This is a genomic window from Streptomyces sp. NPDC059248 (genome assembly GCF_042753905.1).
Classification (GTDB): Bacteria; Actinomycetota; Actinomycetes; order Streptomycetales; family Streptomycetaceae; genus Streptomyces.
In genome coordinates, this window is the sequence record NZ_JBHYZV010000009.1 from 96,222 (window position 1) to 120,572 (window position 24,351).

Here is a 24,351-nt window from a genome sequence, read left to right on the forward strand (position 1 = left end):
CGGGTACCGACCGTCCCCGAACGGCCGGGAACGGGTAAGAACGGTGGATACGGACGGGTAGGGCCGGGGTCAGCCGTCCTCCGGCGCGGACCCGGCGAGCCGGGTGAGCCGGATCCGGTTGATACCGGCCAGCTCGGTCCTGATGATCTCCCGCTCGCGCTCCGGGGTATGGCCGAGCCGGGCCCGGGCCGCGTCGCGCATCTCCTCGCCGGTGCGCCCGGTGGCGCAGATCAGAAAGACATGGCCGAACTTCTCCTGATAGGCGAGGTTCAGTTCCAGCATCTCCGTCCGCAGGGCGTCGGACGCCCCGGCCATGCCGCGCTGTTCGCGCGCCGAGGCCGGATCGCCGGCCCGGGGACGGCCGATCGGGGGATGGCCCGCCATCGCCTCGGCGAGGTCACCGGCCGTCAGGGCGGCGGTGGCGGCGTCACCGGCGGCGACGAGACCGTCGACGGTGGCGTACGGGCGGCCGCGGAGGAGGGCGTTCCCCCAGGCCGTACTGGCGCAAATCTCGTGGAGTGCGGCGCTCGCGTCCTGCTGTGGAGCGGAGTTGAAGCGGCTGAGGCCCTCGGGTGGGTCCTCGGGTCCACCGGGGGATCCGGCCGCTTCCCGCACTCCCGCGTGGCGTGGTGGACTCGACGTCACGGGAACCTCCGTGGCTGATGGTCACGTGGGTCTGCTGCGACTGCTGGGACTGCTGGGCCCGTTGAGCCTGTCCGGTCGGGCACCTAGTCGGGCTGCGCATAGCTAACGCGCTCCACAACCGAAGGTCAACACTTTGTTGAAAACTTCGGCCATCACCTGTTCACCCGGCCGGCACCGGCACGTACGCCCGCGCACGGCGATCCGCACGGCGATTCCGGCACTCCGGCGTCAACCGCCCCGGGCCGCGTTCTCCCTGTTGAGGTAGTTGTAGACGGTGAAGCGGCTGACGCCGAGCGCCCCGGCGACGGTCTCCACGCCATGGCGCACCGAGAAGGCGCCGCGCGCCTCCAGATTCCGTACGACCCGCTGCTTCTCCTTGCGGTCCAGCTCGGCCAGCGGCTTGCCGTGGTTGCGCTCCAGCGCGGCCAGGATGCGGTCGAGGGAGTCGGAGAGCTGCGGCAGCCGTACGGCGACGACCTCGCGGCCCTCCCAGGTGAGCACCACGTCGTCGGGCCCGGCCAGACCGGGGCGGACCAGTTCGGCACCCATGGCGTCGACGAGGGGCCGGAGGGCCCGGGTCAGCGGATGCGCGTCGGCATCGACTTCGACCGCGGTTTCGGTTGCGGCGGCGACTTCGACCGAGGCGGCGGCTTCGGCGGGCGCGGCCGGATCAGGGGGGCGGGCGGTCGCGGGCCGCCGGGCATCGGGAGAGTTCACCGCTCCTCCCCCGGCACCACATTGACCTGGAGCGATATCCGGGTCGCCCCGGCCTCCAAGGAGCGGCGCAGCAGGGCGTCCACGGCGGCGAGCACCGGTTCGGCCCGCCCTTCCACCGTATTGCCGAAGGGCCCGACGTCCACGGCGTCGAGACCGGCGCCCAGGATCACCTCTTTGGCGACGACCGCGTGCGGCGGTGCTTCGTCGAGGTCGAAGGGCTCGGTCGTGAACTCCACTGTCAGTCGCATCCCGCGCACTCTCTCCCCAGACCACCGCGACGTTCCGGCTCACGGTACGCCCGTCCGGCCACCGCGAGCCGACCCTAACGGACGCGGCCCCACCGCGCGGACCGGAGCCGCGAGCCCTCTTGACAACCCCCTCACCCCACCCGCACGCTTCCATTGAGCAGAAACTTACTTCCACATTACGGAAAGAGAAGGGGTACGGCTCCTCATGGGCTACACCGGCCACCGCTTCGATGTGAATCTGTCGATCCTCTTCACCGAACTGCCGCTCCTCGACCGTCCGGCGGCCGCCGCGGCGGCCGGCTTCACCGCGGTCGAGCTGTGGTGGCCGTGGATCGACGATCCGACCCCTTCACGGACCGAACGGGACGCGCTGCGGCAGGCGCTGACGGACGCGGGCACCCGGCTGGTGGGGCTGAACTTCTACGCCGGACGGCTGCCGGGCCCGGACCGGGGCGCGCTCTCCGTCCCCGGCGAGGAGTCGGCCCGCTTCCGCGCCAATGTGGAGGTGGCGGCGTCGTTCGCCGATTCCGTGGGCTGCCGGGCGCTCAACGCGCTCTACGGCAACCGGGTCCCGGGCGCCGACCCGGCGGCCCAGGACGCTCTCGCCCTGGAGAATCTGGCGCTCGCGGCCCGGGCCGCCGACCGGATCGGCGCCACCCTGCTGCTCGAGGCGCTCAACCGGCCCGAGTCCCCGGACTATCCGCTGGTGACCGCGGCGTCGGCGGTGGAGGTCGCGGACAAGGTGAACGCGGCGACGGGCCTCGGGAACGCGAAGTTCCTGCTCGACCTCTACCACCTGGCCAGGAACGGGGAGGACCTCGGCGCGGCGATCGCCGCGTACGCGGACCGCGTCGGACATGTCCAGATCGCCGACGACCCCGGCCGCGGCGCGCCCGGCACGGGCACGCTCCCCCTCGAACGGCTGCTGGACGACCTCACGGCGGCCGGTTACCCGGGCTGGGTCGGCCTCGAGTACAAGCCGGGCGACCGGCCGAGCGCCGAGAGCTTCGACTGGCTGCCGTACGAGGCCCGAGCGGCCCGCGCCTGACCCCCCGTACCCCCCTCTCCCACACCCCCGAAGCCCCCGCGGCCGGAAAGGCATCCATATGAGCACTCAGCCCACGGTGGCATGGATCGGTCTCGGCATCATGGGCTCGCCCATGGCCGAGAACCTGTTGAAGGCCGGTTACACGGTCACCGGCTTCACCCTGGAACAGGCCAAGCTGGAGCGGCTGACCGCGGCGGGCGGCACCGCCGCCGCGTCCGTCGCCGACGCGGTCCGCGACGCGGATGTGATCGTCACAATGGTCCCGGCCTCCCCCCAGGTCGAGGCGATCGCCTACGGCCCCGACGGGATCCTGGAGCACGCGAGGCCGGGCGCCCTCCTGATCGACATGTCGTCGATCACCCCGCGGACCTCCGTCGAGCTGGCGGCCGCCGGCCGGGAGAAGGGTCTCCGGGTCCTGGACGCCCCGGTCTCCGGCGGCGAGCCCGGGGCGGTCGAGGCGGTCCTCTCCATCATGGTCGGCGGCGAACGGGCCGACTTCGACAGCGCGCTGCCGCTGTTCGAGGCGCTCGGCAGAACGGTCGTCCACTGCGGTCCGCACGGCGCGGGCCAGACGGTGAAGGCCGCCAATCAGCTGATCGTGGCGGTCAATATCCAGGCGTGCGCGGAGGCCGTGGTCTTCCTGGAGAAGTCGGGCGTCGACCTCGCCGCCGCCCTCGACGTCCTCGGCGGCGGACTCGCCGGCTCCACGGTCCTGGCCCGCAAGAAGGACGCGTTCATCCGGCGCGACTTCCGTCCCGGCTTCCGGATCGACCTGCACCACAAGGACATGGGCATCGTCACCGACGCGGCCCGCGAGGTGGGCGCCGCGCTCCCGGTCGGCGCCGTGGTCGCCCAGCTGATCGCGTCCCTGCGGTCCCAGGGCGACGGCGGGCTCGACCACGCGGCCCTGCTGCGCTCCGTCGAACGGCTCTCGGGCACACCGACCGGCTGACCCCCGCCGCCGTTCCGGCCCCGGACTCCGGGTGGCGACGGCGCCGACACCTGTCCTGTCGCGCCCAGGCACCGTCGCCACCCGGATACCCCCACGGCCGCCGCGTCAAGACGCGTCCCGCACACCGCGCGACGCGTACACCCACGAACCCGCCCGGGGCCGCGCCCCGGGCGACCCGAACCGCCGTGCGGATCCGCTGAGGTGTTGACCCGTACGGCTCGCCGACGACCCGTTGTGCGGTCAAGCTTCTTCCCAGGCCGGAGGTACCCCGACTCGGGGCACCTCCGGCCTTCTCATGTCGGCATCCTGACGAACACTCGGAAGCACACCGAAGCCTCTGCGCACACGGGCACCCCCGTGATCGCCCGTTCCGTCCGGGCGCGGTTGCCCCTGCCCGGGCAGAAGCCGAAAGCCATCGCCCCGGCGGCCCGCCGTGACGACCAAGGCGACGGCCCGGAGAGCCGTAGCGCGGGTGCGGATCGTCAGCGCCAGTGCTGCGGGATGTTCGCCAGCTGGGTCAGCAGGTCCCAGTCCGGGGGACGGTGGTACGGGCGGTACCAGACCGCGCCGTTCCCCACCCACCAGCCGCGGAAGGCCCGGATCCCCTCCAGATGGCGGGCGTTCCCGGGCCAGCCCATGTCGCCGATGCCGGACTCGGTGCCGCAGCAGGCGCAGATGCTCGCAGTGGGCCAGCCGTCCTCCCAGGTCAAACCGCCGTCGGTCCAGCCGCACATCCGGCAGATGTCCTCGGTCACGGGGACGAATCCCTCCGGCAGGCCCGGGGTCTCCATGGGGTGGCTCCTTCGTGGTGCTGTGTCCGGGACCACCGTAAGCCGTTGCAACGTACAGCGGCTTCGGATTTCCGGGCCCGGGCCCGCTGAAACGCGTGTGCCCCCGCCGGGGATCGGCGGGGGCACGGCACCGTTCCGGCGTCAGATCTCCAGCGGTACGACGGACGTGGGGGCGTGGCCCGGTTCCGTGGCCACCTCCTCCCACTCGTGGACCGCGTCGATCTGGACTCCCATGGAGATATTGGTGACCCGTTCCAGGATCGCCTCCACGACCACCGGCACGCGGTACTCCGCCGCCAGCTTCCGCGCCTCCTCGAAGGCGGGCAGCAGCGCGTCCGGCTCGGTGACCCTCAGGGCCTTGCAGCCCAGGCCCTCGACGACCTTGACGTGGTCGACACCGTAGACGCCGAGTTCGGGGGAGTTGATGTTCTCGAACTCCAGATTGACCTGGAAGTCGATATCGAGGTTCCGCTGCGCCTGGCGGATCAGGCCGAGGTAGGCGTTGTTGACGAGAACGTGGACGTAAGGGATGCGGTGCTGGGCCCCGACCGCCAGCTCCTCCAGCATGAACTGGAAGTCGTAGTCGCCGGAGAGCGCGACGACCGGGGTGTCGGGGTCGGCGGTGGCGACGCCGAGGGCGGCCGGGATGGTCCAGCCGAGCGGCCCGGCCTGGCCGCAGTTGATCCAGTGGCGCGGCCGGTAGACGTGGAGCATCTGGGCGCCGGCGATCTGGGAGAGGCCGATGGTGGTGACGTACCGCGTCTCGGGGCCGAAGGCGCGGTTCATCTCCTCGTAGACGCGCTGCGGTTTCATCGGTACGTCGTCGAAGTGCGTACGCCGCTGGAGGGTCGCCCGGCGCCGGCGCGCCGACGCCGCCCAGGCGGAGCGGTCGGGCAGGGTGCCCGCGTCCCGGTGCTCGCGGGCCAGCTCCACGAAGAGGCCGAGGGCGGCGCGGGCGTCGGAGACGATGCCGTAGTCGGGGGCGAAGATCCGTCCGATCTGGGTGGGTTCGATATCGACATGGACGAAGGTCCGGCCCCGGGTGTAGACGTCCAGACCGCCGGTGTGCCGGTTGGCCCAGCGATTGCCGATACCGAGGACGAAGTCGGACTCCAGGAAGGTGGCGTTGCCGTAGCGGTGGGAGGTCTGGAGGCCGACCATCCCCGCGTTCAGCTCGTGGTCGTCGGGGATCGTGCCCCAGCCCATCAGCGTCGGCACGACCGGCACCCCGGTCAGCTCGGCGAACTCGACCAGCTCCGCCGACGCGTCCGCGTTGACGACCCCGCCGCCCGCCACGATCAGCGGCCGTTCGGCGGCCAGCAGCATCTCCAGCGCCTTGGCGGCCTGGGCCCGGCTCGCGACCGGCCGGTGGACGGGCAGCGGGGTGTACGTATCGGGGTCGAACTCGATCTCCGTCTGCTGGACGTCCAGCGGCAGATCGATCAGTACCGGGCCGGGGCGGCCCGAGCGCATCAGATGGAACGCCTGCTGGAACACCCCGGGGACCTGCGCGGCCTCCATCACCGTGGTGGCCGCCTTGGTGACGGGCCGGGCGATGGACGCGATGTCGACGGCCTGGAAGTCCTCCTTGTGCATCACCGCGGTGGGTGCCTGGCCGGTGATGCAGAGGATCGGGATCGAGTCCCCCATGGCCGAGTAGAGCCCGGTGATCATGTCGGTCCCGGCAGGGCCCGACGTACCGACACAGACCCCGATGTTCCCCGGCCGGGTCCGGGTGTACCCCTCCGCCATATGGGAGGCGCCCTCGACGTGCCGGGCGAGGGTGTGGGCGATACCGCCGCCCTCCTTCAGCGCCTTGTAGAACGGGTTGATCGCGGCGCCCGGGACGCCGAAGGCATGGGAGACGCCTTCCCGCTGGAGGATCTCGACTGCCGCGCGGGCAGCGGTCATACGAGGCATGTGCGCCCCCCGATCTGCTCGGACCCCTCATCGCGAACCGCCGTGTCCCTCACATGGGACCTTAACAACTTCCGCGATTCGGAAAAGAGATTCTGGTATGTGAAATCAATGTAGAAGCCGGTCCGGGCAGCGTCAAGGGACGGGGGTGGGGCTCCCGGCCGACCGCCGGGTGCGGGACCATGGGTCCGACCGAACCACCAGCGATACGACGACCGCCGCGCCACCGGCCCGGCGGGGCCCGCGTGCCCGGGGCGTCCGCCCGTACGGCGCCGCCGGCGCGCCGGGCACGGAAGAGGGGACGCCATGACGGCCGAGCCGGTCCACCTGCGCTGTCCCGCCTGCCATCGGGACCACCGCTATGTCTCCCCCGTCTACCCCTGCCCCTGCGGCGCCCCGGTCGCGGTCCCCCTGCGGAGCGCCACCGCGCCGGAAGTGCTCCACCGCCGGGTCTGGGACGACGAGTGGGTGACCGTCCGCTGCGAGAGCTGCGGCCGCGACGACGACTGGCCCCGGCCCGAACTGGGCTGTCCGTGCGGGACGCTGCTCCGTCCGCCCGTCCGGGCGCCGGGCGACCCGGACTCCGAGCAGGACGGCCCGCCGCCCGCCGCCGAACGACCGGGGGCGGCCGACCGCGTCCCCCGGCCCCGCGCGGGCGGGGAGCCACGTCCCCCGTTCCGGCCGGTGCCCATCCGGACCGCCCGGGACGCGGTCGGCGCGGCCGGGCGCTTTCTGACCTGGCTCGGCTACCGCGATGTGGTGCCGCAGGTGGTGCACCAGCCCGAGCCGCGCGCCGGGGCCCCCGCCGGACCCCGCCCCCCGACGGGCACCGATCTGCGCGGCCGGGGCGTCATCGCGCAGGTCGAACCCTCCACCCTGCGGACGACGCTGCGCGATGTGGAGTGCCTCTGGCTCAACGGCCTCAGCGCGGCGGCGGCCACGGTCTACTTCGCCCTCGCCGGTTACACCGACGAGGCGCTGACCCGCGCGGACTACCTCGGGATCCCCCTGTTCACGGTCGATCTCGCGGGCGAACCGCAGCCCGTGAACGACCCGGCCCGCCGACTCCTGGCGACGGGCGCGCCCTGACCTCGCGTCAGCCGGTCAGCCGGTGGCTGTGGCGGTGTCGGTGGCGGTGTCGGTGGAACGCATCCGGCCCCGGTCGAGGGTGACCACCAGGTCCGCCGCCTCGATCCCGGCCCGCTCATGGGTGATCAGGAGGGTCGTACGCCCCCGGGTGGCGTCGAGGACGTCGGCGAGCACGGCTGCTGCGGTGTCCGCGTCGAGCCCCTCGGTGGGTTCGTCGAGGACGAGGACGGGTGGATCGGCGAGCAGCGCGCGGGCCAGCAGCAGCCGTCCGCGCTGCCCGCCGGAGACCGTGGCGCCGTCCCCGCCGACGAGGGTGTCCCAGCCGTCGGGCAGCGACTCGATCCAGTCGAGGATCCTGGCCCGGCGCGCCGCGCCGCGCAGTTCGGCTTCGGTCGCGCCGGGTTTGGCCATGAGCAGGTTCGCCCGGATCGTGGCGTGGAAGACATGGGCGTCCTGCGTCATCCCGGTGATCACGCGCCGGACGTCGTCGCCCGCCAGTTCGCGCAGTTCGCGTCCGCCGACTTGGATGCTCCCGGCCTCGTAGGGGACGAACCGGAGCAACGCGGCGACCAGGGTCGACTTCCCGGAGCCGCTGGCGCCGACGAGGACGGCCCGGCGACCGGGCGGCAGCCGCAGGCTCACCCCGTCGAGCGCCGGGGGCCCACCGGGACCGTGCCGTACCCGCAGATCCGCGATGTCGACCCCGACCGGGCCCGTTTCCGCCGGTGGCAGGGGGGCGGGCGGGTCCGTCACGGGCGGCGGGGTGTCGAGGAGTTCGGCCAGGCGGCGGGCGGAGACACGGACGGCCGCGAGCCGCCGGGCGGCGGCGGGCAGGGGCGCCAGGGCGTCGAAGGAGACCAGCGCGAGGACGGCGAGGACCGTGAGATGGACGGCGGGCAGCGCGCCCGTCGCGTGGGCCCGCAGCGCGAGGGCGACGACTCCGACCGTCGCCGCGGCCTGGAGCAGGCGTACGGTGGCGGTCGCCGTGGACTCGGTCAGGGCGCCACGGCGTTCCCACCCGGCGATCCGGGCGGTGACGCGCCGGACCCGGTCGTGGGCGCGGCCCCGGGCACCGTACGCGGCGAGATCCACCGCTCCGCGGGTCATGTCCACGGTGAGTGCGGCGAGTTCGGTCCGGTCCGCCTTCTCGGCCCCGCCGGTACGGCGCGCCAGGACGAGCACGGGCAGCGGCACCAGGATCCCCGCCGCGGCCAGTGATGCCCCCAGCAGGAACCCGGCCTCCGGCAGCAGCGCCACGGCGGTGGTGGTGGCGGCGGCCGCGACCGCGCAGGCAGCCGCGACCGGGATCAGGATCCGCAGCAGCAAGTCCTGTACGGCGTCGACGTCGTCGACGAGCCGGGTCAGCAGATCGCCGTCCCGGAACGCCGGGAGACCTCCGGGGGCGAGCGGGACCAGCGCCTCGTACACTCGGGCGCGGAAGCCGGCGGCGGCCCGCAGGACACCGTCGTGGCCCAGCAGCCGCTCGGTGTAGCGCAGCAGTCCCCGCCCGATGGCGAGGGCGCGTACGGCGACGATCGCCAGGCTCACGGCGGCGAGCGGCGGCTGCTCGGCGGCGCGGGTGATCAGCCAGGCGGCGGTCGCCGTCAGGGCCGCCCCCGCCAGTTCCCCGGCGGCCGCTGCCAGGACGGCGGGCAGCAGAGCCCACCGGTAGGGGACGAGGAGCCGCAGCAGCCGGAGCGTGGGTGCCGCGGGTGCCGGGCGGGTTCGTACGACGGTACGTGTCATCGGGACACCGGCCCTTCCACGGCCTCGACGGGCGGGCCCTCGAAGGACGCGGCCACGGCGGACGCCGCCACGACGGGCGCTTCCTCGACGGGCGCTTCCTCGACGGCGCCGCCGCGGACCCGGACGATCCGGTCGGCGTGCGGCAGCAGGCTCGTCCGGTGGACGGCCATCACAGTGGTACGGCCCCGCGTCAGGGCGACGACGGCGCGGGTCACGACGGCTTCGCTCACCGGGTCGAGATGGGCCGTCGGTTCGTCGAGGAGGAGGACGGGCGCGTCCTTGAGGAAGGCGCGGGCGAGCGCGATCCGTCCGGCCTGCCCGGTCGAGAGTCCGGCGCCCCGCTCGCCCAGCACGGTGTCGTACCCGTACGGCAGTTCGGCGACGAAGCCGTCGGCGTGCGCGGCGCGGGCCGCCGCGCGTACCTCGTCGTCGGTCGCCCCGGGGCGGCCGATACGGATGTTGTCGGCGACGGACGCCGCGAACAGATGGGGCCGCTGGGGCACCAGGGCCACCTGGGCGCGCCAGGCGTCGGGGTCGAGGTCCGCGAGGTCGGTACCGCCGATCCCGACCCGGCCCCCGGCCGGGATGACGAGCCCGGCGAGCACGGACAGCAGGGTGGACTTGCCCGCGCCGCTGGGGCCGACGAGGGCGACGCGCTCACCGGGCCGGACGGTCAGGGTGACGCCGTCGAGGGCGGGGGCGGTACGGCCCGGGTGGCGGACCGTCACCCGGTCGAGGCGGAGGGGAGCCGTACGGGCGTCGGGGACGGGGACGGGGAGGCGCCGGGCGCCGTCCCGCCGCGGCGGGACGGCGTCGAGTACGGCGAAGACCCGTTCGGCCACCGCGACGCCCTCGGCGCTCTCGTGGAAGGCCCCGGCGGCGGCCCGCAGCGGCACGTAGGCCTCCGGTGCGAGGAGCAGCACGGTCAGGGCCGTTGCCAGGTCGGTCCCGCCACCGAGCAGCCGCAGTCCGACCGGGACGGCGACCATGGCGACGGAGAGGGTGGCGACGGTCTCCAGGACGAGGGACGAGAGGAACGCCACCCGCAGGGTCCGCAGGGTGGCCCGGCGGTGGGCGTCGGCGGTCTCGGCGAGTACCCGGGCCTGGTGCCCTTCGCGGCCGAAGGCGCGCAGGGTCGGCAGCCCGGCGACGACGTCGAGGAAGTGGCCGCCGAGCCGGGCCAGCAGCCGCCACTGGCGGGCGGTGCGGCGGGCGGTGTGCGCGCCGACGAGGGCGCCGAAGACCGGGATCAGCGGCAGGGTGAGGACGACGACGAGCGCCGATGTCCAGTCGGTCCACGTCAGCCAGCCGATGACCGCGGCGGGGATCACCGCGGTGGCGGCGGCGGTGGGCAGATAGCCGGTGACGTACGGGTCGAGTCCGTCGAGGCCCCGGGTGAGGAGGGTGGCGGTCTCGCCGTGGCGCCCGGCGGCGAGCCGTGACGCGGGGGTGCGTTCCAGGGCGGTGGTGAGCCGGTCGCGGAGCGCGCGTTTGGCGTCGGCGGCGGCGCGCCGGGCGAGGAGGTCGCGCAGCCTGGTCAGCAGGGCGCGTCCGGCCATCACGGCGCCCAGGGCGATCAGCGGGGCCGGGGTGACCGTCCGTCCGGCGAAGCCGTCGGCGACGATCCCCGCCAGGAGGACGGCCTGGGCGACGACGAGGGCGGCGGCGGGCAGTGCCAGCAGCAGACAGCGGGTCCGGTGCCGTCGCAGGACGGGGAGTTCCCGGGTCAGTCGGTGTCGGTCGGGTCGCATTCCGGGCACCTCTCGGGGGATCGCCGGGTCAGAAGTAGTGGGGATGGCGGCGGCCCGTGCGTCCCCTGAAGGTCCACCAGCTCCAGGCCTGGTAGCCGAGGATCACCGGGATCAGCACGGCTCCGAAGCCGGTGAGGAGGTGCAGCGTGGCGTCGTCGGTGACGGCCTGGTCCACGGTCATCCCGTCGCCCGCCGGGGTGATCAGGACGTACGGGTGGTGTCCGGCGCCGACCAGCGGTACGGGCAGGGCGGTGGCGCAGGCCGTGGCCGCGAACGCCCGGCCGGGGCGCCCCGCGGCGAGGAACCCGCGGGCGAGCGCCAAGGCCGCCGCGAACAGGGCGGCGATCATCGCCGACGGGCCGGGGTTCGTCATCGCGGGGCCCGCGCCCGCCAAGGTCAGCAGCAGGGCCGCCAGGGCGGTGGCCCCGGCCCACGGCAGGAGCGCCGCGGCCGTGCGGCGGGCCGCTTCGGCGGGCCCCGGCGCCGCCCGCAGGGCGACGAACGCGGCACCGTGCGCGGCGAAGAGGAGCGCGGTGGTCGCCCCGCAGGCGAGGACGAACGGCGCGAGGACGTCACCGGCGCCGATGTGGAAGCTGCCGTCCGGGCGGCGGGGCACACCGGACAGGAGGAGCCCCAGGACGAGCCCCCAGCCGACGGCGGGCACCGCTCCACCGAAGACGATCAGGGCGTCCCAGCGGCGGCGGGCCCGGGCGTCGTCGGACCGGCCGCGGAGCTGGACGGCCGCGCCGCCGAGGACGAGACCGACGAGGATCGTCACGATCAGCGGATACAGGCCGGACAGCAGGCTGCCCTCCCAGTAGGGGAAGGCGCCGAACAGGACACCGGTGAAGGCGACCAGCCACACCTCGTTGCCGAGGAAGTACGGGGCGACGGCGTCGAGGGCGGCGTTCCGCCCGGCCCCCGGGCGGTGTCCGGAAGCTCCCGTCCGGCCCGGGGCACCCGGCGGCCCCGCCCCCGGCGTCGACGGCGCCGCTGTCCGGACCCGGCCGTCCGGCGTGGCCCGGTTCAGCCGGCGGTGGAGCATCTGGGCCCCGTAGTCGTAGCCGCCGAGGACGAAGTACCCGGCCAGGAGCAGCCCGAGGAGGACCAGCCAGAGGGTCGCGAGGCTCATCGTCGTGCTTCCTTGTCCGTAGGTCCGTAGGTCCGTAGCGTCGGAGGGGGTGCCAGGGGTCACAGGGCGGGTACGGCGGGCCGCTCGTCGTCGGTGCCGGGTATGTCGTCGGGGAGGGGCTCGACGACACCGAGCCGGACAGCGTCAGGTCCGCCGCGGGCGAAGCGGGTGATCAGGGTCGTGTTCACGACCGCGAGGGCCACGAAGACGGTGATGAACACGGCGCAGGAGACGGCGAGTGACGTCCGGTCGACGGAGGAGAGGGCGTCCTCGACGGTCAGTTCGCCGTAGACGATCCAGGGCTGGCGCCCCATCTCGCGGACCACCCAGCCGCCGATGGAGGCGAGGAACGGGAGCGGGATCATCGCCGTCATCAGGTAGGCGATGAAGCGCCGCCGGATCAGCAGGTCCCGCCACAGCAGCAGAACGGCGACGAGGGTGACGGTGGATACCGTGTTGCCGATGAGGGTCATCGAGTCCATGCCGAAGCGCACCCACTCCTGCGGGGGCGTGTAGTCGCCGGGCCCGTACACCCGTGACAACCGCCCCTGGAGCTGTTCGACGCCGTCGCCCTCCAGGACGGCCGTCTTCATGGGCTGGGTCCGGCGGATCACCGGGAGTTGCAGATCCCCGACGATGATCACGAAGAAGGAGGCGATCGTCGCCACCGGGAGTCCCAGGCGCAGGGAGCCCCGGAACAGCTCCGTCTCCCGGGTGCCGCGGGCGAGGTGGTACGTGCTGATCCCGGTGACGAGGACGCCGCCCGTGGTCAGCGCGGCGAGCGCGACATGCGCCAGTGCCAACAGCGCGCTGGGGTTGGTCAGCATCGCGCCGAAGTCGGTGAGGTGGGCGACGCCGTCGCGGACCTCGTAGCCGACGGGGTGCTGCATAAAGCCGTTGGCGACCAGGATCCAGTAGGCGGAGGCGTACGCCGTCAGAGCGACCAGCCAGATCAGGGTGAGGTGCGTCCCGCGGCGCAGCCGCCCCCAGCCGAAGATCCACATACCGAGGAAGGTGGACTCCGCGAAGAAGGCGATCAGGGTCTCCAGCGCCAGCGGGGCGCCGAACACATTGCCCGCGAACTTGCTCAGACCGCTCCAGCTCAGCCCGAACTGGAACTCCATCACCAGGCCGGTGACGATGCCGACGGCGTAGTTGATGACGTAGATCTGGCCCCAGAAGCGGGTCATCCGCTCCCGGACGGCCCTGGTGGCGGGGTCACGGGTGTACGCGGCCCGGGTGTGCATGATCGCCACGAGGGGGACGAGCCCCATGGTGAGGACCACGAACAGCCAGTGGATGCCGACCGTGGCCGCGAACTGGAGCCGGGCCAGTTCCGCAGCGCTCATGATGCGACCTTCCTCGGTGACGAACGGGCGGGAGAAACAGGTGGGAGAGACGGGCGGGAGAAACGGGCGGGAGAAACGGGTGGGAGGGGCGAGGAACCGGGCGCCGTCCCGCTTGACCGGCCGCCGCCGCGTCCCCCTGTCGAACGACCGTAGGGACCTTTGCTTATGCCTTCCAAGACCGATTTCGCCATGTGAAGATGCTTTGAGAGGCATAAGCAAAGGTGGGCCCGTGGATCTGCGTCAGTTGCACTACTTCAGGACCGTCGCCCGCCATCAGCACATCAGCCGGGCCGCGGAGGAGCTTCGGATCGCCCAGCCGTCCCTGAGCCGGGTGATCGCCCGGCTGGAGGACGAACTGGGCACACCCCTCTTCCACCGGGAGGGCCGCCGGATCCGGCTCAATCAGTACGGCGCGGTCTTCCTGCGCCATGTCGACCGCGCCCTGAGCGAATTGGACGACGGGCGGCGGGCGTTGCGGGACGCCAGGGAGGAGGGACTCGGGCAGGTGGCCGTGGCCTGCGAGACGCTGCTGACCATCGCGCATCTGCTGGGCGGCTTCCGGACCGCGTACCCGCGGGCCGAGACCCGGCTCTTCCAGTCGAACGCCGAGGAGATGGAGCGCCGGCTCCGGGCCGGGGAAGTCGACTTCTGTGTGGCTTCGCAGCCCCTCGCGGGCGCCCGGCTGGCCACGGTCGAGCTGCTGCGGGAGGAGGTCCTGCTCGCGGTGCCGCTCGGCCACCGGCTCGACGGGCGGGACAGCGTGACGGTCCGCGAGATCGCCGACGAGCCGTTCGTCACCACGCGCCGGGGCCACTGGCAGCGCGCCCTGCTCGACCGGCTGTTCACCGCCGAGGGACTGACCCCCCGGCTGTCCTGCGAGGGCGACGAGCCGGGCAGCAGCCAGGACCTGATCAGCGCCGGGCTCGGCGTCGGGCTCATCCCGTCGGTGTCCCGGGTCGTCGGGACCGATGTCCATGTCCCGGTGGCCTGGGTACGGGTCGACGCGCCCGGCTGCCATCGGACCCTCACCCTGGTCTGGCGCGAGGACCGCTATCTCTCCGACGCGGCCGTGAAATTCCGGGAGTTCGCCACCGGCCGCCCCCTGCTGTCCCACCGGCTGCCGGACCCGCGCCGCGGACGCGGCGGCGCCCGGGACTGACCGGCCCCGCGAGCCCGCCCATGGCCGTCCGGTGGATACTGATGGGTATGCGCATACGACGGGCCGAAGCCGCCGACCTGCCCCTTCTGCGGGATATCGAACGGGCCGCCGGGGAGCCCTTCCGGGGGATCGGCATGGTGGAGATCGCGGAGGACGAACCCCCGGCGGAGGAGATCCTGGAGCGCTATCGCGCGGCCGGACGCGCCTGGGTGGCCGTCGACGACGACGACCGCCCGCTGGCCTATCTGATCCATGACACCGTCGACGGGGCCGCCCATGTGGAGCAGGTGTCGGTCCGTCCGGACGCCGCGCGCCGCGGGCTGGGCCGCGCGCTGATCGACCACCTCGGCGAGCGGGCGGCGGCCGAGGGGCTGGGCGCGCTGACCCTCACCACCTTCGCCGAGGTGCCGTGGAACGCCCCGTACTACGCCCGGATCGGCTTCCGGGCGCTGGACGACGCCGGGATCACGGAGGGGCTGCAGGAGATCCGGCGCGCGGAACAGGAGCACGGCCTCGACCGCTGGCCCCGGGTCTGTATGCGGCGCGAACTCCCGGGGCCCGGCGGCGCCTGACGGCGACCGGCGCGTACGGTACGCGTCCGTCCCGCGCGTACCGTACGCCCCTCGGGGACGCCCCCCTCCACGGCGGGCCCGCGTCAGCCCCGCGCGTACCGCTCCCGCAGCTCCACCTTCCGGACCTTGCCGCTCACCGTCATCGGGAAGCCGTCGACGATCTCCAGCCTGCGCGGGATCTTGTAGCGGGCGAGCCGCTGGTCGCAGTACGCGGTCAGGGAGTCGAGCGTCGGCGGGTCGGCGGGGTCCCTGGGGACGACACAGGCCAGGATCTCCTCCCCGTACCGCGGGTCGGGCACCCCCACGACCTGCACGTCCGCGATCTGCGGATGGGAGTGGAGGAACTCCTCGATCTCCCGGGGGTACACGTTCTCGCCACCCCGGATGATCATGTCCTTGATCCGGCCGACGATCTCCACGAAGCCGTCGGGGCGCATCACCGCGAGATCGCCGGTGTGCATCCACCGCCCGGCGTCGATCACCTCGGCGGTGCGTTCCGGTTCGTCCCAGTAGCCCAGCATCACGCTGTAGCCGCGGGTGCACAGCTCCCCCGCGCCGCCCCGGGGCACGGTCACCCCGGTGACCGGGTCGACGATCTTCACCTCGATATGGGGCAGGGCCCGGCCGACGGTGCCGGTGCGCCGTTCGATGTCGTCGTCGCGGCGGGTCTGGGTGGAGACGGGCGAGGTCTCCGTCATGCCGTAGCAGATGGCGACACCCGCCATGTTCATCTCGGCGACGACCCGCCGCATCACCGCGACCGGGCAGGGCGAGCCCGCCATGATGCCGGTACGCAGCGACGACAGGTCGTGGTCGGCGAAGCGGGGGTGGTCGAGTTCGGCGATGAACATCGTGGGGACCCCGTACAGCGACGTACAGCGCTCGGCGGCGACGGCGGCCAGGGTCGCCTCGGGGTCGAAGGAGGGCGCGGGGATCACCATGCACGCGCCGTGGGAAGTGGCGGCCAGATTGCCCATGACCATGCCGAAGCAGTGGTAGAAGGGCACGGGTATGCATATCCGGTCCCGCTGCGTGTAGTCGAGGCTCTCCCCCACGAACCAGCCGTTGTTGAGGATGTTGTGGTGGGAGAGGGTGGCGCCCTTGGGGAAGCCCGTGGTGCCGGAGGTGTACTGGATGTTGACGGGGTCGTCGCACGACACCGCCGACTCCCGGGCCGCGAGGTCCTCGCCGGTCACCCCGTCCGCCGCCGCCAGCAGCTCCGCCCAGGAATCGCCCGCGCCGCCCGCGCCGCTGTCACCGGCTCCGCTGCCATCGGCGTCCGCGGCGCCCTCGGCGTCCTCGATGTAATGAACCGCCCGCAGCCCGGGGCAGTCGCCGCGGACCCGCTCCACCAGGGCGCGGTAGTCGGTGGTCCGGTGCCGGGGGGTGGCGCAGAGCAGGGACACCCCGGCCTGCCGCAGCACATAGCCGAGTTCCCGCGACCGGTAGGCGGGGTTGACGTTCACCATCACGGCCCCGATCCGGGCCGTGGCGTACTGCGTCAGCACCCACTCGGGGCAGTTGACCGCCCAGATGCCGACCCGGTCGCCGGGCGCGACCCCGGCCCCGATCAGGGCCCGGGCCAGCCGGTCGACGTCGGCACCGAACTCCGCGTACGTCCACCGCCGGCCCGAGGGGACGTCGACCAGCGCCTCCCGGTCCGGCCAGGCCGCGATCGCCCGGTCGAGATTGCGGCCTATGGTGTCGCCGAGCAGCGGGCCGCCGCCCGTGCCGTGGTCGTAGGAGAGCCCGGACCCCGGGTCGTGGGCGAGGCGCGTCGGGTGGTCGTCGGTGAGCGTCATCGGAAGTCCCCCTCGTCGTACTCGGTGGTGACGGCGCCGGTGGCGGTGCGTTCCCGCAGCTCGATCCGCCGGATCTTGCCGGAGACGGTCTTGGGCAGAGCGGCGAACTCGATCCGCCGCACACGTTTGTACGGGGCGAGGACCGAGCGCGAGTGCCGGAACAGGGCCTTCGCGGTGTCCGGTCCCGGCTCCCAGCCGTCGGCCAGGGCGATGTACGCCTTCGGTACGGCGAGGCGTACGGGATCGGGCGCGGGCACCACGGCCGCCTCGGCGACCGCCTCGTGCTCCAGCAGCGCGCTCTCCAGCTCGAACGGGGAGATCTTGTAGTCGGACGCCTTGAAGACGTCGTCGGAACGGCCGATGTAGGTGATGTAGCCGTCGGTGTCGCGGGCCCCGATGTCCCCGGTGCGGTAGTAGCCGTCGGCCATGGCGTCGGCGGTGCGGCGCGCGTCGCCGTGGTAGCCGCGCATCAGCCCCACCGGCCGCGCCGACAGATCGAGCGCGATCTCGCCCTCCCGGGCCCCGGGCCGCCCGGTCAGCGGATCGAGCAGTTCGACGGTGTAGCCGGGACTGGGGCGCCCCATCGACCCGGCCTTCAGCAACTGGCCCGGGGTGTTGGCGATCTGGACGGCGGTCTCCGTCTGGCCGAAACCGTCGCGGACCGTCACCCCCCATTCGCGCCGTACGGTCTCGATGACCTCCGGGTTCAGCGGCTCACCGGCGGCCACCACCTCGCGCGGCGGGTTCCGCAGCAGTCCGAGATCCGCCTGGATCAGCATCCGCCAGACCGTGGGCGGGGCGCAGAAACTGGTGACACCCGCCCGATCCATCTCGGCCATCAGCCGGGCCGCGTCGAACCGCTGGTAGTTGTGGACGAAGACGGTCGCCTCCGCGTTCCACGGCGCGAAGAGGTTGGACCAGGCGTGCTTGGCCCAGCCCGGCGACGAGATGTTGAGATGGACGTCCCCGGGGCGCAGCCCGATCCAGTACATCGTCGCCAGATGACCGATGGGGTACGAGGTGTGGGTGTGCTCCACGAGTTTGGGGCGAGCGGTGGTGCCGGAGGTGAAGTAGAGCAACAGGGGGTCGTCCGAACGGCTGAGCCCTTCGGGGGTGAACTTCGGGTCGGCGTCGTACGCGTCCTCGTACGGCAGCCAGCCGTCGACCGGCGGCCCGACCGCGATCCGGGTGTAGTCGCCGCGCACCTCGGCGAACTTGGGTACGTCGGCGGAGCGTACGAGGACATGGGACGCCCGGCCCCGGCGTACCCGGTCCCCCAGATCGGCCGGTCCCAGCTGGGGGGTTGCGGGGATGACGACGGCCCGCAGCTTCATCGCGGCGAGCGCCGTCTCCCACAGCTCGTACTGGTTGCCCAGCATCACCAGCACCCGGTGTCCGGCGCGCACCCCCTGGCCCCGGAGCCAGTTGGCGACCCGGTCGGAGCGGCGGGACAGCTCGTGGAAGCTCAGCCGGGTCTCGGTGCCGTCCTCGTCCACGATGTGCAGCGCCGTGCGGTCGTTTCCTTCGGCGATCGCGTCGAACCAGTCGAGTGCCCAGTTGAAGTACTCGGGTCGTGGCCAGACGAAGCCGTCGTACGCGCTCCGGTAGTCCTCCCGGTGCCGTAGCAGGAAGTCCCGGGCCGCCCGGAATTCCCGTGTCGCATCGTCTGTCGCCATGTGGTCTCCTCCTTGCCGCCCCACTCAGTAGCATCGTGTAATCAGTGACGTAGGTCTCACCACCCCCGATCGGGGGTGATGCGGATACCAGCCGAGCCACGAGGGAAGCGGGACCATGCCTAATCCGGCCGAGGCGGTGGAAATGCAGGCGGCGCTGGTGCGGTTGCGCCGCAACAGCGGATTGCCCGTGGTGTTCGGCGGGCTGCTGCTCGATCAGAGCCGATTGCGGATCGCCCATGTCAGCGGGGGCCTGACGGCGGCGCTCCACGGGCTGGGCATCTCGGCGGGCAACGGCCTGGGCGGCAAGTCCATCGCGCTCTCCCGGCCGTGCGCGGTGACGGACTACCAGGTGTCGCGGCATATCAGCCACGAGTACGACGCGGCGGTCTCGGCGGAGGGCCTGCGCTCGGTGCTCGCCGTACCGGTGGTGGTCCGCCGCCGGGTGCGCGGTGTGCTGTACGGGGCGCTGCGCAGGCCGGTCGCGATGGGCGACCGGACCTTCGACGCGGCGGTGGCCGCGGCGCGGGACGTCGAGCAGGCGCTGGTGGTCCGGGACGAGGTACAGGAGTTGCTCGCCTGTACCCGGGAGCCGGTCGCGGACGGCGGCTGCTGGGAGGAGGTCCGCCAGATCCATACGGAGCTGAGGGCCCTGGCGGGCCAGGTCCTGGACCCCGCGCTGCGGGAGACGATCCTCGGGGTCTGCGGCCGGCTCTCCGGCGCGACCGTCCCGCCCGACGGGGCCCCCGAAGCGGTCCCGCCGCCGGTCGCGCTCTCACCGCGCGAGCTGGACGTGCTGTCCTGTGTGGCCGCGGGCGCGACGAACGCGACCACCGCGGAACGGCTTGGCCTGCGCCCGGAGACGGTGAAGGGCTATCTGCGCGGCGCGATGCGGAAACTGGGCGCGCACACCCGCCTGGAGGCGGTGGTGGCGGCCCGCCGGGCGGGCCTGTTGCCGTGACCCCCGCGCACGGATCCCGCCGGGGGCGGCTCAGCCCGCCGGGGTACGGGCGCCCGCCGGGTTACGGAGGTCGGCGATCAGACGGAAGCGTTCCAGGACGGTACGGGTGGTGTCGTCCACGGTGAACTCCGGGTCGCCGAGCGCCTCGCGCATCCCGGCGCCGGTCCAGAACCGTTCGTGGTCGGCGCGCCAGTCCGCGATGCCGGTGTTGCCCTCGGCGACGGCGTGGGCCCGGTCGACTTCGCCGAGCGGCACGATCCGGACCTCGGTGACCTCGATGACGGCGACCGGGAGGCCCGCCGAGTCGACGACCGGGGCGAGTGAGCCGAAGGGGCGCGCCGTGGTCTGGAAGGAGAACGCGCGCAGGCCGCGAGGAACGAGCGGTCGAGCACGATCGACTGAAGAACACGGCTGAAGCGCCCCGGAGGCGAACCGAGCCCTGAAACCAGGCGGTCCCCCGCCGTCGGCAACGGCTCGCCCGCGTGCTCGTAGTCGGCGAGCAGCCCGGTCGTGGCCGTCTTGCGCCCGTCGAGGATCGCGCCGACGAGCCGGTCCCTGAGCGGTCCGGGGAAGCCGAACTCCGCGCGGGGCAGGGTCGCGGGGTCGGGAAGAACGGAGTCGGTGGACATGCGGTCACCGTAACCACCTGGTCGGAGGCGGGGCGACACGTTTACCGGGGCGGTTTCCCGGGCACTTTGGGGCCTTCGCGCAAGGAGGGCGTCAAAACTCGGCATCCGGTGATCAGCGCCGCGTCATGAACCGTCCGTCCCGTCCCGGTACGGGCATAGCTTCGGTGCCCGGAGAACCCGTGAACCGAAGGACGACGCGCCATGGACACCCTGACCCGCTCCCGCAGCCGTACCCGTACCCGGAGCCGCGGCGGCGCCCGGAGCGAGGAGGCCGCCGACCCCGATGAACGCACCCCGTCCAGGCCGCTGTACGTACCGGTGAGGCTCGGCTCGTCCGGCGGGCGCCAGCTGCGTTTTCTGCGCACCCCGCTGGGGGCGCGTACCGCCGTCGGGTTCACCGACCCCGGGAAGCTGTCCGCCGCGATGGGCCGGGACGCCCGGTGGATCCAGCTCGCGGAACCGGCGCTGCGCGCGCTGGCCGAACCCCTCGGGGTGACGCTGCTGACCGTCGACCCCCTGCTCACGGCGCCGTTCCCGGCCGCCGGGGGCCGTGGGGCCGTACCCCCGCCGTGTGTCCGCCGGTCGGGCCCGGCACTCGCGGGCGACTGACGCCCCGCCCCTTCTCGATCCTGCCCGATCCCAGCCTCTGGAGGTGTACGGATGACGTCGGTGCCCGCGATACCGGTGCCCGTGTCGATCCCCGAACTCGCCGGTCCCCCGGTCTGGCCCGCGTCGGCCGTCGCCGCGCCCGGCGGGGACGTCGCCGTGGCGGGCGTACCGCTGACGGATATCGCCGAGCGGTACGGCACCCCGGCCTACGTCCTCGACGAGGGCGAGGTCAGGGCCCGCGCCCGGGCCTGGCGCCGGGCGCTGCCCGACGCCGATGTGGTGTACGCGGCCAGGGCGTTCCTGTGCCGCGCGATGGTGGACTGGATCGCCGACGAGGGTCTCGGGCTCGGTGTCCGCTCGGCGGCCGAGCTGGAGCTGGCGGCCTCCCGCGGGTTCCCCGCCGACCGGATCGTGCTGCACGGCAACGCCAAGTCGCCGCGCGATCTGCGGACCGCGTTGCGGCTGGGCGTCGGCCGGATCGTCATCGACTCGGCGTGCGAGATCGCCCGGGTGGCGTCCCAGGTGCCGGGGCCCGAGCCGCAGCAGGTACTGATCCGGGTGGTGCCCGGGAGCGGTACGCGGGGCTCCGGTCTCTCCGTCGCGGACGGCGCGGCGGAGGACGCCGTCGCCCGGGTCCTGGGCCAGCCCCGGCTGGACCTCGTCGGGGTCCACTGCCGTCCGGACACGCGGCTCGCCTCCGCCGCCGCGTCCCCGGAGCCGTACGCGATGGCGGTCCGGCACACGGTGGCGTTCCTGGCCCGGATCCGGGACCGGTTCGGGGTCACCCTGCCCGAGGTCGACCTCGGCGGCGGCTTCGCGGCGGCCCGGCGGCCGGGCGACCCGGCGCCCGCCCCGGCCGCGTACGCCCGCCGGATCCGGGACGCGCTGATCCGGCACTGCGCCGAGGCGGATCTCCCCCTGCCGCGGCTGACGGTGGAGCCGGGCCGGTCCGTCGCGGCGCCGGCGGGCATCGCGGTGTACCGCGTCCTCGCGGTGCACCGGTCCCCGGGCGGCCGAACGACGGTGGCCGTGGACGGCGGGCTGAGCGACAACCCGCGCCCGGCGCTGTACGGCGCCCGGTACACGGTCCGGATGGTCGGCCGGGTCTCCGCGGCGCCGATGCGGGCGACGACCGTGGTGGGCCGCCATCACGAGCCGGGCGATGTGCTCGCGGACGCGGTCGAGCTGCCGGAGGACGTCCGGCCGGGTGATCTGCTGGCGGTCCCGGCCTCGGGGGCGTACCAGGTGTCGATGGCGTCCGGGTACGACATGACGGGCCGTCCGCCGGTGATCGCGGTCGCCGGTGGCCGGTCGCGGCTGCTGGTACGGCGGGAGACGTCCGAGGACCAGCGGATGCGGGACGTGGGCCTCTGAAGGACCGGCGGGACGGCCGTAGCCCGGGCGCCGGTCCCGTACCGTCTCCCGGACCGTCCGTCCCGTACCGCCGTACCGTCTCCCCCGTCGTTCAGTCCCGTACCGTCCCGAAGCGGATGTCGTACGCGGCCCGGCCGGGGGCGATCGTGACGAGGGTGCGCTCCGCCTCCTCGCCCACGGCCTTCCGCCGCCCCGGGTCCAGTTCGCCGAACGGCTGGACGGTCAGGGTCGCGGCCCCTTCCGCGCCCCCGCCGTCCTCCAGCCGCCAGATCCCGGCGAGGAAGCCGTCGAGGAGGAAGACGCAGAAGGACCGGTTGCCCTTCCGGGCGAGCGCGCCGTACCGGTCGTCGGCGATCACCCGGCGGCGGTCGGCGTGGGAGAGCAGCAGATTGTCGTACTCGGGGAGGAAACGCGGCGGGGCCGGCGTGTCCTCGTCGGGGCGCGGGGCGTCCGGCAGATCGAACAGCTCGACACCGTACGCGTCGTGGAACACGGCGAGTCCGGGCCGCAGCCGCTCGAAGGCGTCGCGGGTCCCGGTCAGTCCGGACCAGGACTGGAAGTCCTTGACGGAGGCCGGTCCGAAGGCGCCCAGATAGCGCGTGACGACATCCTCCGGCGCCGCCGGCGGCCCCGGCTCGCGCCCCAGCCAGTGGGTGGCGGTGGTGAGCCTGACCTGCCCGCTCCTCCCCCACAGCCCGCGCGGGGTGACCTGGACCAGCGGCAGCAGACAGCGGGCGGCGACCGAGAGGGAGAGGGGGTCGGCGCCCGGCCACTCCACCAGGAGCGCGTCCCGCAGCTCCGCCATCGTCCGGGGCTCGGTCTCGACCAGCTCCCGGGCGGTCGCGGCGAGCCGGCCGAGGTCGACACCGTCGAGCCCGCCCCGGTTGCGGAACGCCCTCAACTCGCTTTCGGGGCCTCCCGGCTGGAGCAGCGGGCGCAGCGCCAGACAGTCGTCGGCGGTGTGGGTGTGGATGGTGGAGCGCATGGTGACCATCCGGGCCACCCGGCGCTCCGCCATCGCGTCGGACAGCTCGGCGGGGTCGAAGGCGTCGAGCCGGGCGGCGAGCGCGTAGTACGGGGGCTTGACGTTCTGCGCCTGGAGGCCGACGAGCCGGGCGACGGCGTCCTCGGCCGTGACCTCGGCGCGGGTCGCGCGGCGGAGCAGGAGCTGACGGGCGAGGGTGGCGCGGTTGAGGGCGCGGTCGCCGAGAACGGGGTGCGTGGAGGCCATGGGCTCACGCTAACCACGATCGCGGACAGCTCCGGTCCGCGATCGGCCGGGCCGCGGGCGTCGGCCGTAGTTATCCTGCACGAGCCCCGGGTAGGCGCGGCTTCGGCCCACGAACGGAACGCCGGGCACCGGCCACGGCAACCCCGCACGGAACCGGTGCCCGCGAAGGAGGTGACCCCGATGTCCCCCACCCCGAAGCGGCCTCGGATGCGCCCCGCGGAACCCGTGCTCACCGAGGAGATCTGGGTCCACTACGGCTTCACCGGCACCGGTCTGTGATCAGCCCAGCCCGGAGCTGCTGGGCTGTCCTACTCACCAGCAAGGTGTGCTTCGCCCGCGACTGCGAACCATCGGCCGAGATCCAGAACAGGTTCAGAGCCACTCTGTTCGCCTAGCCAAGTCCCTCGGCGCGCCGCGCTACGGTCCCCCGCAACGTAATCACGGCGATGCCGAACGACACCGAACCTCCCAATCGAGGCTGGTCAGCGTCCGAGCGCAACGGCCAGGAAGGCCGCGGTGATCGCCGGTAGCAACATGACAATGGCGTACCGCACGCAGCGGTTCTTGGCCCGGGCGATCCTGCTCGTCTCCTTCAGCGCACGTAGCAGCCGGGGCTCGGGGTCTGAGCCGTCCCGCCTGAGTCCAGCCGACAGGTCGGCGCGCGTCTCCGCTCGCACCACGTCTTCGTAGTATGCGAGGAGGCCGTGCCTCTCGCTGGCCCGTCCCCCACGGCGCGGAGCGAGAGCCAGGAGCAGGAAGACCAACGCCCCGGTCGTGGTGGCCGCTGCCGTCCACCACAACGGGACGGCCCACAAGACATCGAGGGGACGCCGTACGAGAAGGAGCCCGAAGAGTGTCCCCCCAGTAGCCAGAAGGACGGCTGCCTTGCCGTCAGCCCGGCCGATCTCCAGATAGTTCTGTGCGATGAGTTCTCGCGACAGAACCACCACGTAGTC

General features: G+C 73.3%; 21 protein-coding genes and 2 pseudogenes. 8 read left to right on the forward strand and 15 right to left on the reverse strand.

The window, feature by feature from the left end; all coding sequences use genetic code 11:
- Positions 1 to 69: 69 nt before the first annotated feature.
- The 3 genes from uraD to ACFXG1_RS06190 form a co-directional block, all read right to left on the reverse strand.
- The gene (uraD, locus tag ACFXG1_RS06180) at positions 70 to 615 is read right to left on the reverse strand and encodes a 2-oxo-4-hydroxy-4-carboxy-5-ureidoimidazoline decarboxylase (protein WP_384720566.1); all 546 of its coding nucleotides are present in this window, start codon (positions 613 to 615) and stop codon (positions 70 to 72) included.
- Positions 616 to 873: 258 nt separating this feature from the next.
- The gene (locus ACFXG1_RS06185) at positions 874 to 1,194 is read right to left on the reverse strand and encodes a helix-turn-helix domain-containing protein (protein WP_384720563.1); all 321 of its coding nucleotides are present in this window, start codon (positions 1,192 to 1,194) and stop codon (positions 874 to 876) included.
- 164 nt (positions 1,195 to 1,358) lie between these two features.
- Positions 1,359 to 1,610 carry a hypothetical protein gene (locus tag ACFXG1_RS06190; protein WP_384720554.1) on the reverse strand — a complete coding sequence of 84 codons (252 nt, stop codon included), beginning with the start codon at positions 1,608 to 1,610 and terminating at the stop codon, positions 1,359 to 1,361.
- A gap of 205 nt (positions 1,611 to 1,815) precedes the next feature.
- Between ACFXG1_RS06190 and ACFXG1_RS06195 the strand changes: the two genes are divergently transcribed.
- Both ACFXG1_RS06195 and ACFXG1_RS06200 read left to right on the forward strand, forming a co-directional pair.
- Complete coding sequence (locus ACFXG1_RS06195; RefSeq protein WP_384741379.1) at positions 1,816 to 2,658, forward strand: TIM barrel protein; 843 nt, start codon at positions 1,816 to 1,818, stop codon at positions 2,656 to 2,658.
- Positions 2,659 to 2,716: 58 nt separating this feature from the next.
- A complete protein-coding gene (locus tag ACFXG1_RS06200) occupies positions 2,717 to 3,610 on the forward strand; it encodes a 2-hydroxy-3-oxopropionate reductase (RefSeq protein ID WP_384723631.1) in 894 nt (297 codons plus the stop codon).
- Positions 3,611 to 4,092: 482 nt separating this feature from the next.
- Here ACFXG1_RS06200 and ACFXG1_RS06205 read toward each other — a convergent pair whose 3' ends face one another.
- Together ACFXG1_RS06205 and gcl are read right to left on the reverse strand one after the other, a co-directional pair.
- Positions 4,093 to 4,401: a hypothetical protein gene (locus ACFXG1_RS06205; protein WP_384721628.1), complete on the reverse strand. Its 309-nt coding sequence runs from the start codon at positions 4,399 to 4,401 to the stop codon at positions 4,093 to 4,095.
- 141 nt (positions 4,402 to 4,542) lie between these two features.
- On the reverse strand, positions 4,543 to 6,321 hold the full coding sequence (gene gcl / locus ACFXG1_RS06210; protein ID WP_384721631.1) for a glyoxylate carboligase: 1,779 nt from the start codon (positions 6,319 to 6,321) through the stop codon (positions 4,543 to 4,545).
- A gap of 303 nt (positions 6,322 to 6,624) precedes the next feature.
- Between gcl and ACFXG1_RS06215 the strand changes: the two genes are divergently transcribed.
- Entirely contained in the window at positions 6,625 to 7,407 is a 783-nt protein-coding gene (locus ACFXG1_RS06215) for a hypothetical protein (protein WP_384741382.1), read from the forward strand.
- A gap of 15 nt (positions 7,408 to 7,422) precedes the next feature.
- On the opposite strand, the gene cydC is transcribed toward ACFXG1_RS06215, so the two are convergent.
- From cydC to ACFXG1_RS06235, 4 genes are read right to left on the reverse strand one after another with little or no spacing between them, the layout of a single operon-like run.
- Entirely contained in the window at positions 7,423 to 9,153 is a 1,731-nt protein-coding gene (cydC, locus tag ACFXG1_RS06220) for a thiol reductant ABC exporter subunit CydC (protein WP_384741384.1), read from the reverse strand.
- Positions 9,150 to 10,904: a thiol reductant ABC exporter subunit CydD gene (cydD, locus tag ACFXG1_RS06225; RefSeq protein WP_384741386.1), complete on the reverse strand. Its 1,755-nt coding sequence runs from the start codon at positions 10,902 to 10,904 to the stop codon at positions 9,150 to 9,152. Before cydD ends, cydC begins: the two co-directional genes overlap by 4 nt.
- Positions 10,905 to 10,932: 28 nt before the next feature.
- Positions 10,933 to 12,036 (reverse strand): cytochrome d ubiquinol oxidase subunit II, encoded by a 1,104-nt coding sequence (locus ACFXG1_RS06230; RefSeq protein ID WP_384715162.1) that lies wholly within the window; start codon positions 12,034 to 12,036, stop codon positions 10,933 to 10,935.
- 59 nt (positions 12,037 to 12,095) lie between these two features.
- Complete coding sequence (locus tag ACFXG1_RS06235; protein WP_384715165.1) at positions 12,096 to 13,385, reverse strand: cytochrome ubiquinol oxidase subunit I; 1,290 nt, start codon at positions 13,383 to 13,385, stop codon at positions 12,096 to 12,098.
- Positions 13,386 to 13,614: 229 nt separating this feature from the next.
- Between ACFXG1_RS06235 and ACFXG1_RS06240 the strand changes: the two genes are divergently transcribed.
- Both ACFXG1_RS06240 and ACFXG1_RS06245 read left to right on the forward strand, forming a co-directional pair.
- Complete coding sequence (locus ACFXG1_RS06240; RefSeq protein WP_384715168.1) at positions 13,615 to 14,544, forward strand: LysR family transcriptional regulator; 930 nt, start codon at positions 13,615 to 13,617, stop codon at positions 14,542 to 14,544.
- A 47-nt stretch (positions 14,545 to 14,591) separates the two neighbouring features.
- Positions 14,592 to 15,116, forward strand: a complete 525-nt coding sequence (locus ACFXG1_RS06245; RefSeq protein WP_384741389.1) for a GNAT family N-acetyltransferase — start codon at positions 14,592 to 14,594, stop codon at positions 15,114 to 15,116.
- A gap of 83 nt (positions 15,117 to 15,199) precedes the next feature.
- On the opposite strand, the gene ACFXG1_RS06250 is transcribed toward ACFXG1_RS06245, so the two are convergent.
- Both ACFXG1_RS06250 and ACFXG1_RS06255 read right to left on the reverse strand, forming a co-directional pair.
- Positions 15,200 to 16,918, reverse strand: a complete 1,719-nt coding sequence (locus tag ACFXG1_RS06250; protein WP_384709604.1) for an AMP-binding protein — start codon at positions 16,916 to 16,918, stop codon at positions 15,200 to 15,202.
- The gene (locus ACFXG1_RS06255) at positions 16,915 to 18,594 is read right to left on the reverse strand and encodes an AMP-binding protein (protein ID WP_384741391.1); all 1,680 of its coding nucleotides are present in this window, start codon (positions 18,592 to 18,594) and stop codon (positions 16,915 to 16,917) included. Before ACFXG1_RS06255 ends, ACFXG1_RS06250 begins: the two co-directional genes overlap by 4 nt.
- 115 nt (positions 18,595 to 18,709) lie before the next feature.
- On the opposite strand from ACFXG1_RS06255, the gene ACFXG1_RS06260 reads away from it, so the two are divergent.
- Complete coding sequence (locus ACFXG1_RS06260) at positions 18,710 to 19,552, forward strand: LuxR C-terminal-related transcriptional regulator (protein WP_384709610.1); 843 nt, start codon at positions 18,710 to 18,712, stop codon at positions 19,550 to 19,552.
- A gap of 30 nt (positions 19,553 to 19,582) precedes the next feature.
- On the opposite strand, the pseudogene ACFXG1_RS06265 reads toward ACFXG1_RS06260, so the two are convergent.
- A pseudogene (locus ACFXG1_RS06265) lies at positions 19,583 to 19,864 on the reverse strand (ASCH domain-containing protein); the annotation flags it as partial.
- A 137-nt stretch (positions 19,865 to 20,001) separates the two neighbouring features.
- Positions 20,002 to 20,181 (reverse strand): annotated as a pseudogene (locus ACFXG1_RS06270) (RNA-binding protein); the annotation flags it as partial.
- Positions 20,182 to 20,382: 201 nt separating this feature from the next.
- Here ACFXG1_RS06270 and ACFXG1_RS06275 point away from each other — a divergent pair.
- Together ACFXG1_RS06275 and ACFXG1_RS06280 are read left to right on the forward strand one after the other, a co-directional pair.
- The gene (locus ACFXG1_RS06275) at positions 20,383 to 20,790 is read left to right on the forward strand and encodes an SAV_915 family protein (RefSeq protein ID WP_384709613.1); all 408 of its coding nucleotides are present in this window, start codon (positions 20,383 to 20,385) and stop codon (positions 20,788 to 20,790) included.
- Positions 20,791 to 20,841: 51 nt separating this feature from the next.
- A complete protein-coding gene (locus ACFXG1_RS06280; protein ID WP_384709616.1) occupies positions 20,842 to 22,164 on the forward strand; it encodes a diaminopimelate decarboxylase family protein in 1,323 nt (440 codons plus the stop codon).
- 91 nt (positions 22,165 to 22,255) lie between these two features.
- Here the strand turns inward: ACFXG1_RS06280 and ACFXG1_RS06285 are convergent, their stop codons facing one another.
- Together ACFXG1_RS06285 and ACFXG1_RS06290 are read right to left on the reverse strand one after the other, a co-directional pair.
- Entirely contained in the window at positions 22,256 to 23,395 is a 1,140-nt protein-coding gene (locus ACFXG1_RS06285) for a winged helix DNA-binding domain-containing protein (protein WP_384709619.1), read from the reverse strand.
- 482 nt (positions 23,396 to 23,877) lie between these two features.
- Positions 23,878 to 24,345, reverse strand: coding sequence for a Pycsar system effector family protein (locus ACFXG1_RS06290; RefSeq protein WP_384709622.1), 468 nt, complete (start codon positions 24,343 to 24,345; stop codon positions 23,878 to 23,880).
- Between the last annotated feature and the right edge of the window lie 6 nt (positions 24,346 to 24,351).

Bases quoted from the DNA above. Each gene is read 5' to 3' on its own strand.
- ACFXG1_RS06185 (WP_384720563.1), bottom strand. From the start codon at position 1,194: ATGGGTGCCGAACTGGTCCGCCCCGGTCTGGCCGGGCCCGACGACGTG.
- ACFXG1_RS06190 (WP_384720554.1), bottom strand. From the start codon at position 1,610: ATGCGACTGACAGTGGAGTTCACGACCGAGCCCTTCGACCTCGACGAA.
- ACFXG1_RS06195 (WP_384741379.1), top strand. From the start codon at position 1,816: ATGGGCTACACCGGCCACCGCTTCGATGTGAATCTGTCGATCCTCTTC.
- ACFXG1_RS06200 (WP_384723631.1), top strand. From the start codon at position 2,717: ATGAGCACTCAGCCCACGGTGGCATGGATCGGTCTCGGCATCATGGGC.
- ACFXG1_RS06205 (WP_384721628.1), bottom strand. From the start codon at position 4,401: ATGGAGACCCCGGGCCTGCCGGAGGGATTCGTCCCCGTGACCGAGGAC.
- gcl (WP_384721631.1), bottom strand. From the start codon at position 6,321: ATGCCTCGTATGACCGCTGCCCGCGCGGCAGTCGAGATCCTCCAGCGG.
- ACFXG1_RS06215 (WP_384741382.1), top strand. From the start codon at position 6,625: ATGACGGCCGAGCCGGTCCACCTGCGCTGTCCCGCCTGCCATCGGGAC.
- cydC (WP_384741384.1), bottom strand. From the start codon at position 9,153: ATGACACGTACCGTCGTACGAACCCGCCCGGCACCCGCGGCACCCACG.
- cydD (WP_384741386.1), bottom strand. From the start codon at position 10,904: ATGCGACCCGACCGACACCGACTGACCCGGGAACTCCCCGTCCTGCGA.
- ACFXG1_RS06230 (WP_384715162.1), bottom strand. From the start codon at position 12,036: ATGAGCCTCGCGACCCTCTGGCTGGTCCTCCTCGGGCTGCTCCTGGCC.
- ACFXG1_RS06235 (WP_384715165.1), bottom strand. From the start codon at position 13,385: ATGAGCGCTGCGGAACTGGCCCGGCTCCAGTTCGCGGCCACGGTCGGC.
- ACFXG1_RS06245 (WP_384741389.1), top strand. From the start codon at position 14,592: ATGCGCATACGACGGGCCGAAGCCGCCGACCTGCCCCTTCTGCGGGAT.
- ACFXG1_RS06250 (WP_384709604.1), bottom strand. From the start codon at position 16,918: ATGACGCTCACCGACGACCACCCGACGCGCCTCGCCCACGACCCGGGG.
- ACFXG1_RS06255 (WP_384741391.1), bottom strand. From the start codon at position 18,594: ATGGCGACAGACGATGCGACACGGGAATTCCGGGCGGCCCGGGACTTC.
- ACFXG1_RS06260 (WP_384709610.1), top strand. From the start codon at position 18,710: ATGCCTAATCCGGCCGAGGCGGTGGAAATGCAGGCGGCGCTGGTGCGG.
- ACFXG1_RS06275 (WP_384709613.1), top strand. From the start codon at position 20,383: ATGGACACCCTGACCCGCTCCCGCAGCCGTACCCGTACCCGGAGCCGC.
- ACFXG1_RS06280 (WP_384709616.1), top strand. From the start codon at position 20,842: ATGACGTCGGTGCCCGCGATACCGGTGCCCGTGTCGATCCCCGAACTC.
- ACFXG1_RS06285 (WP_384709619.1), bottom strand. From the start codon at position 23,395: ATGGCCTCCACGCACCCCGTTCTCGGCGACCGCGCCCTCAACCGCGCC.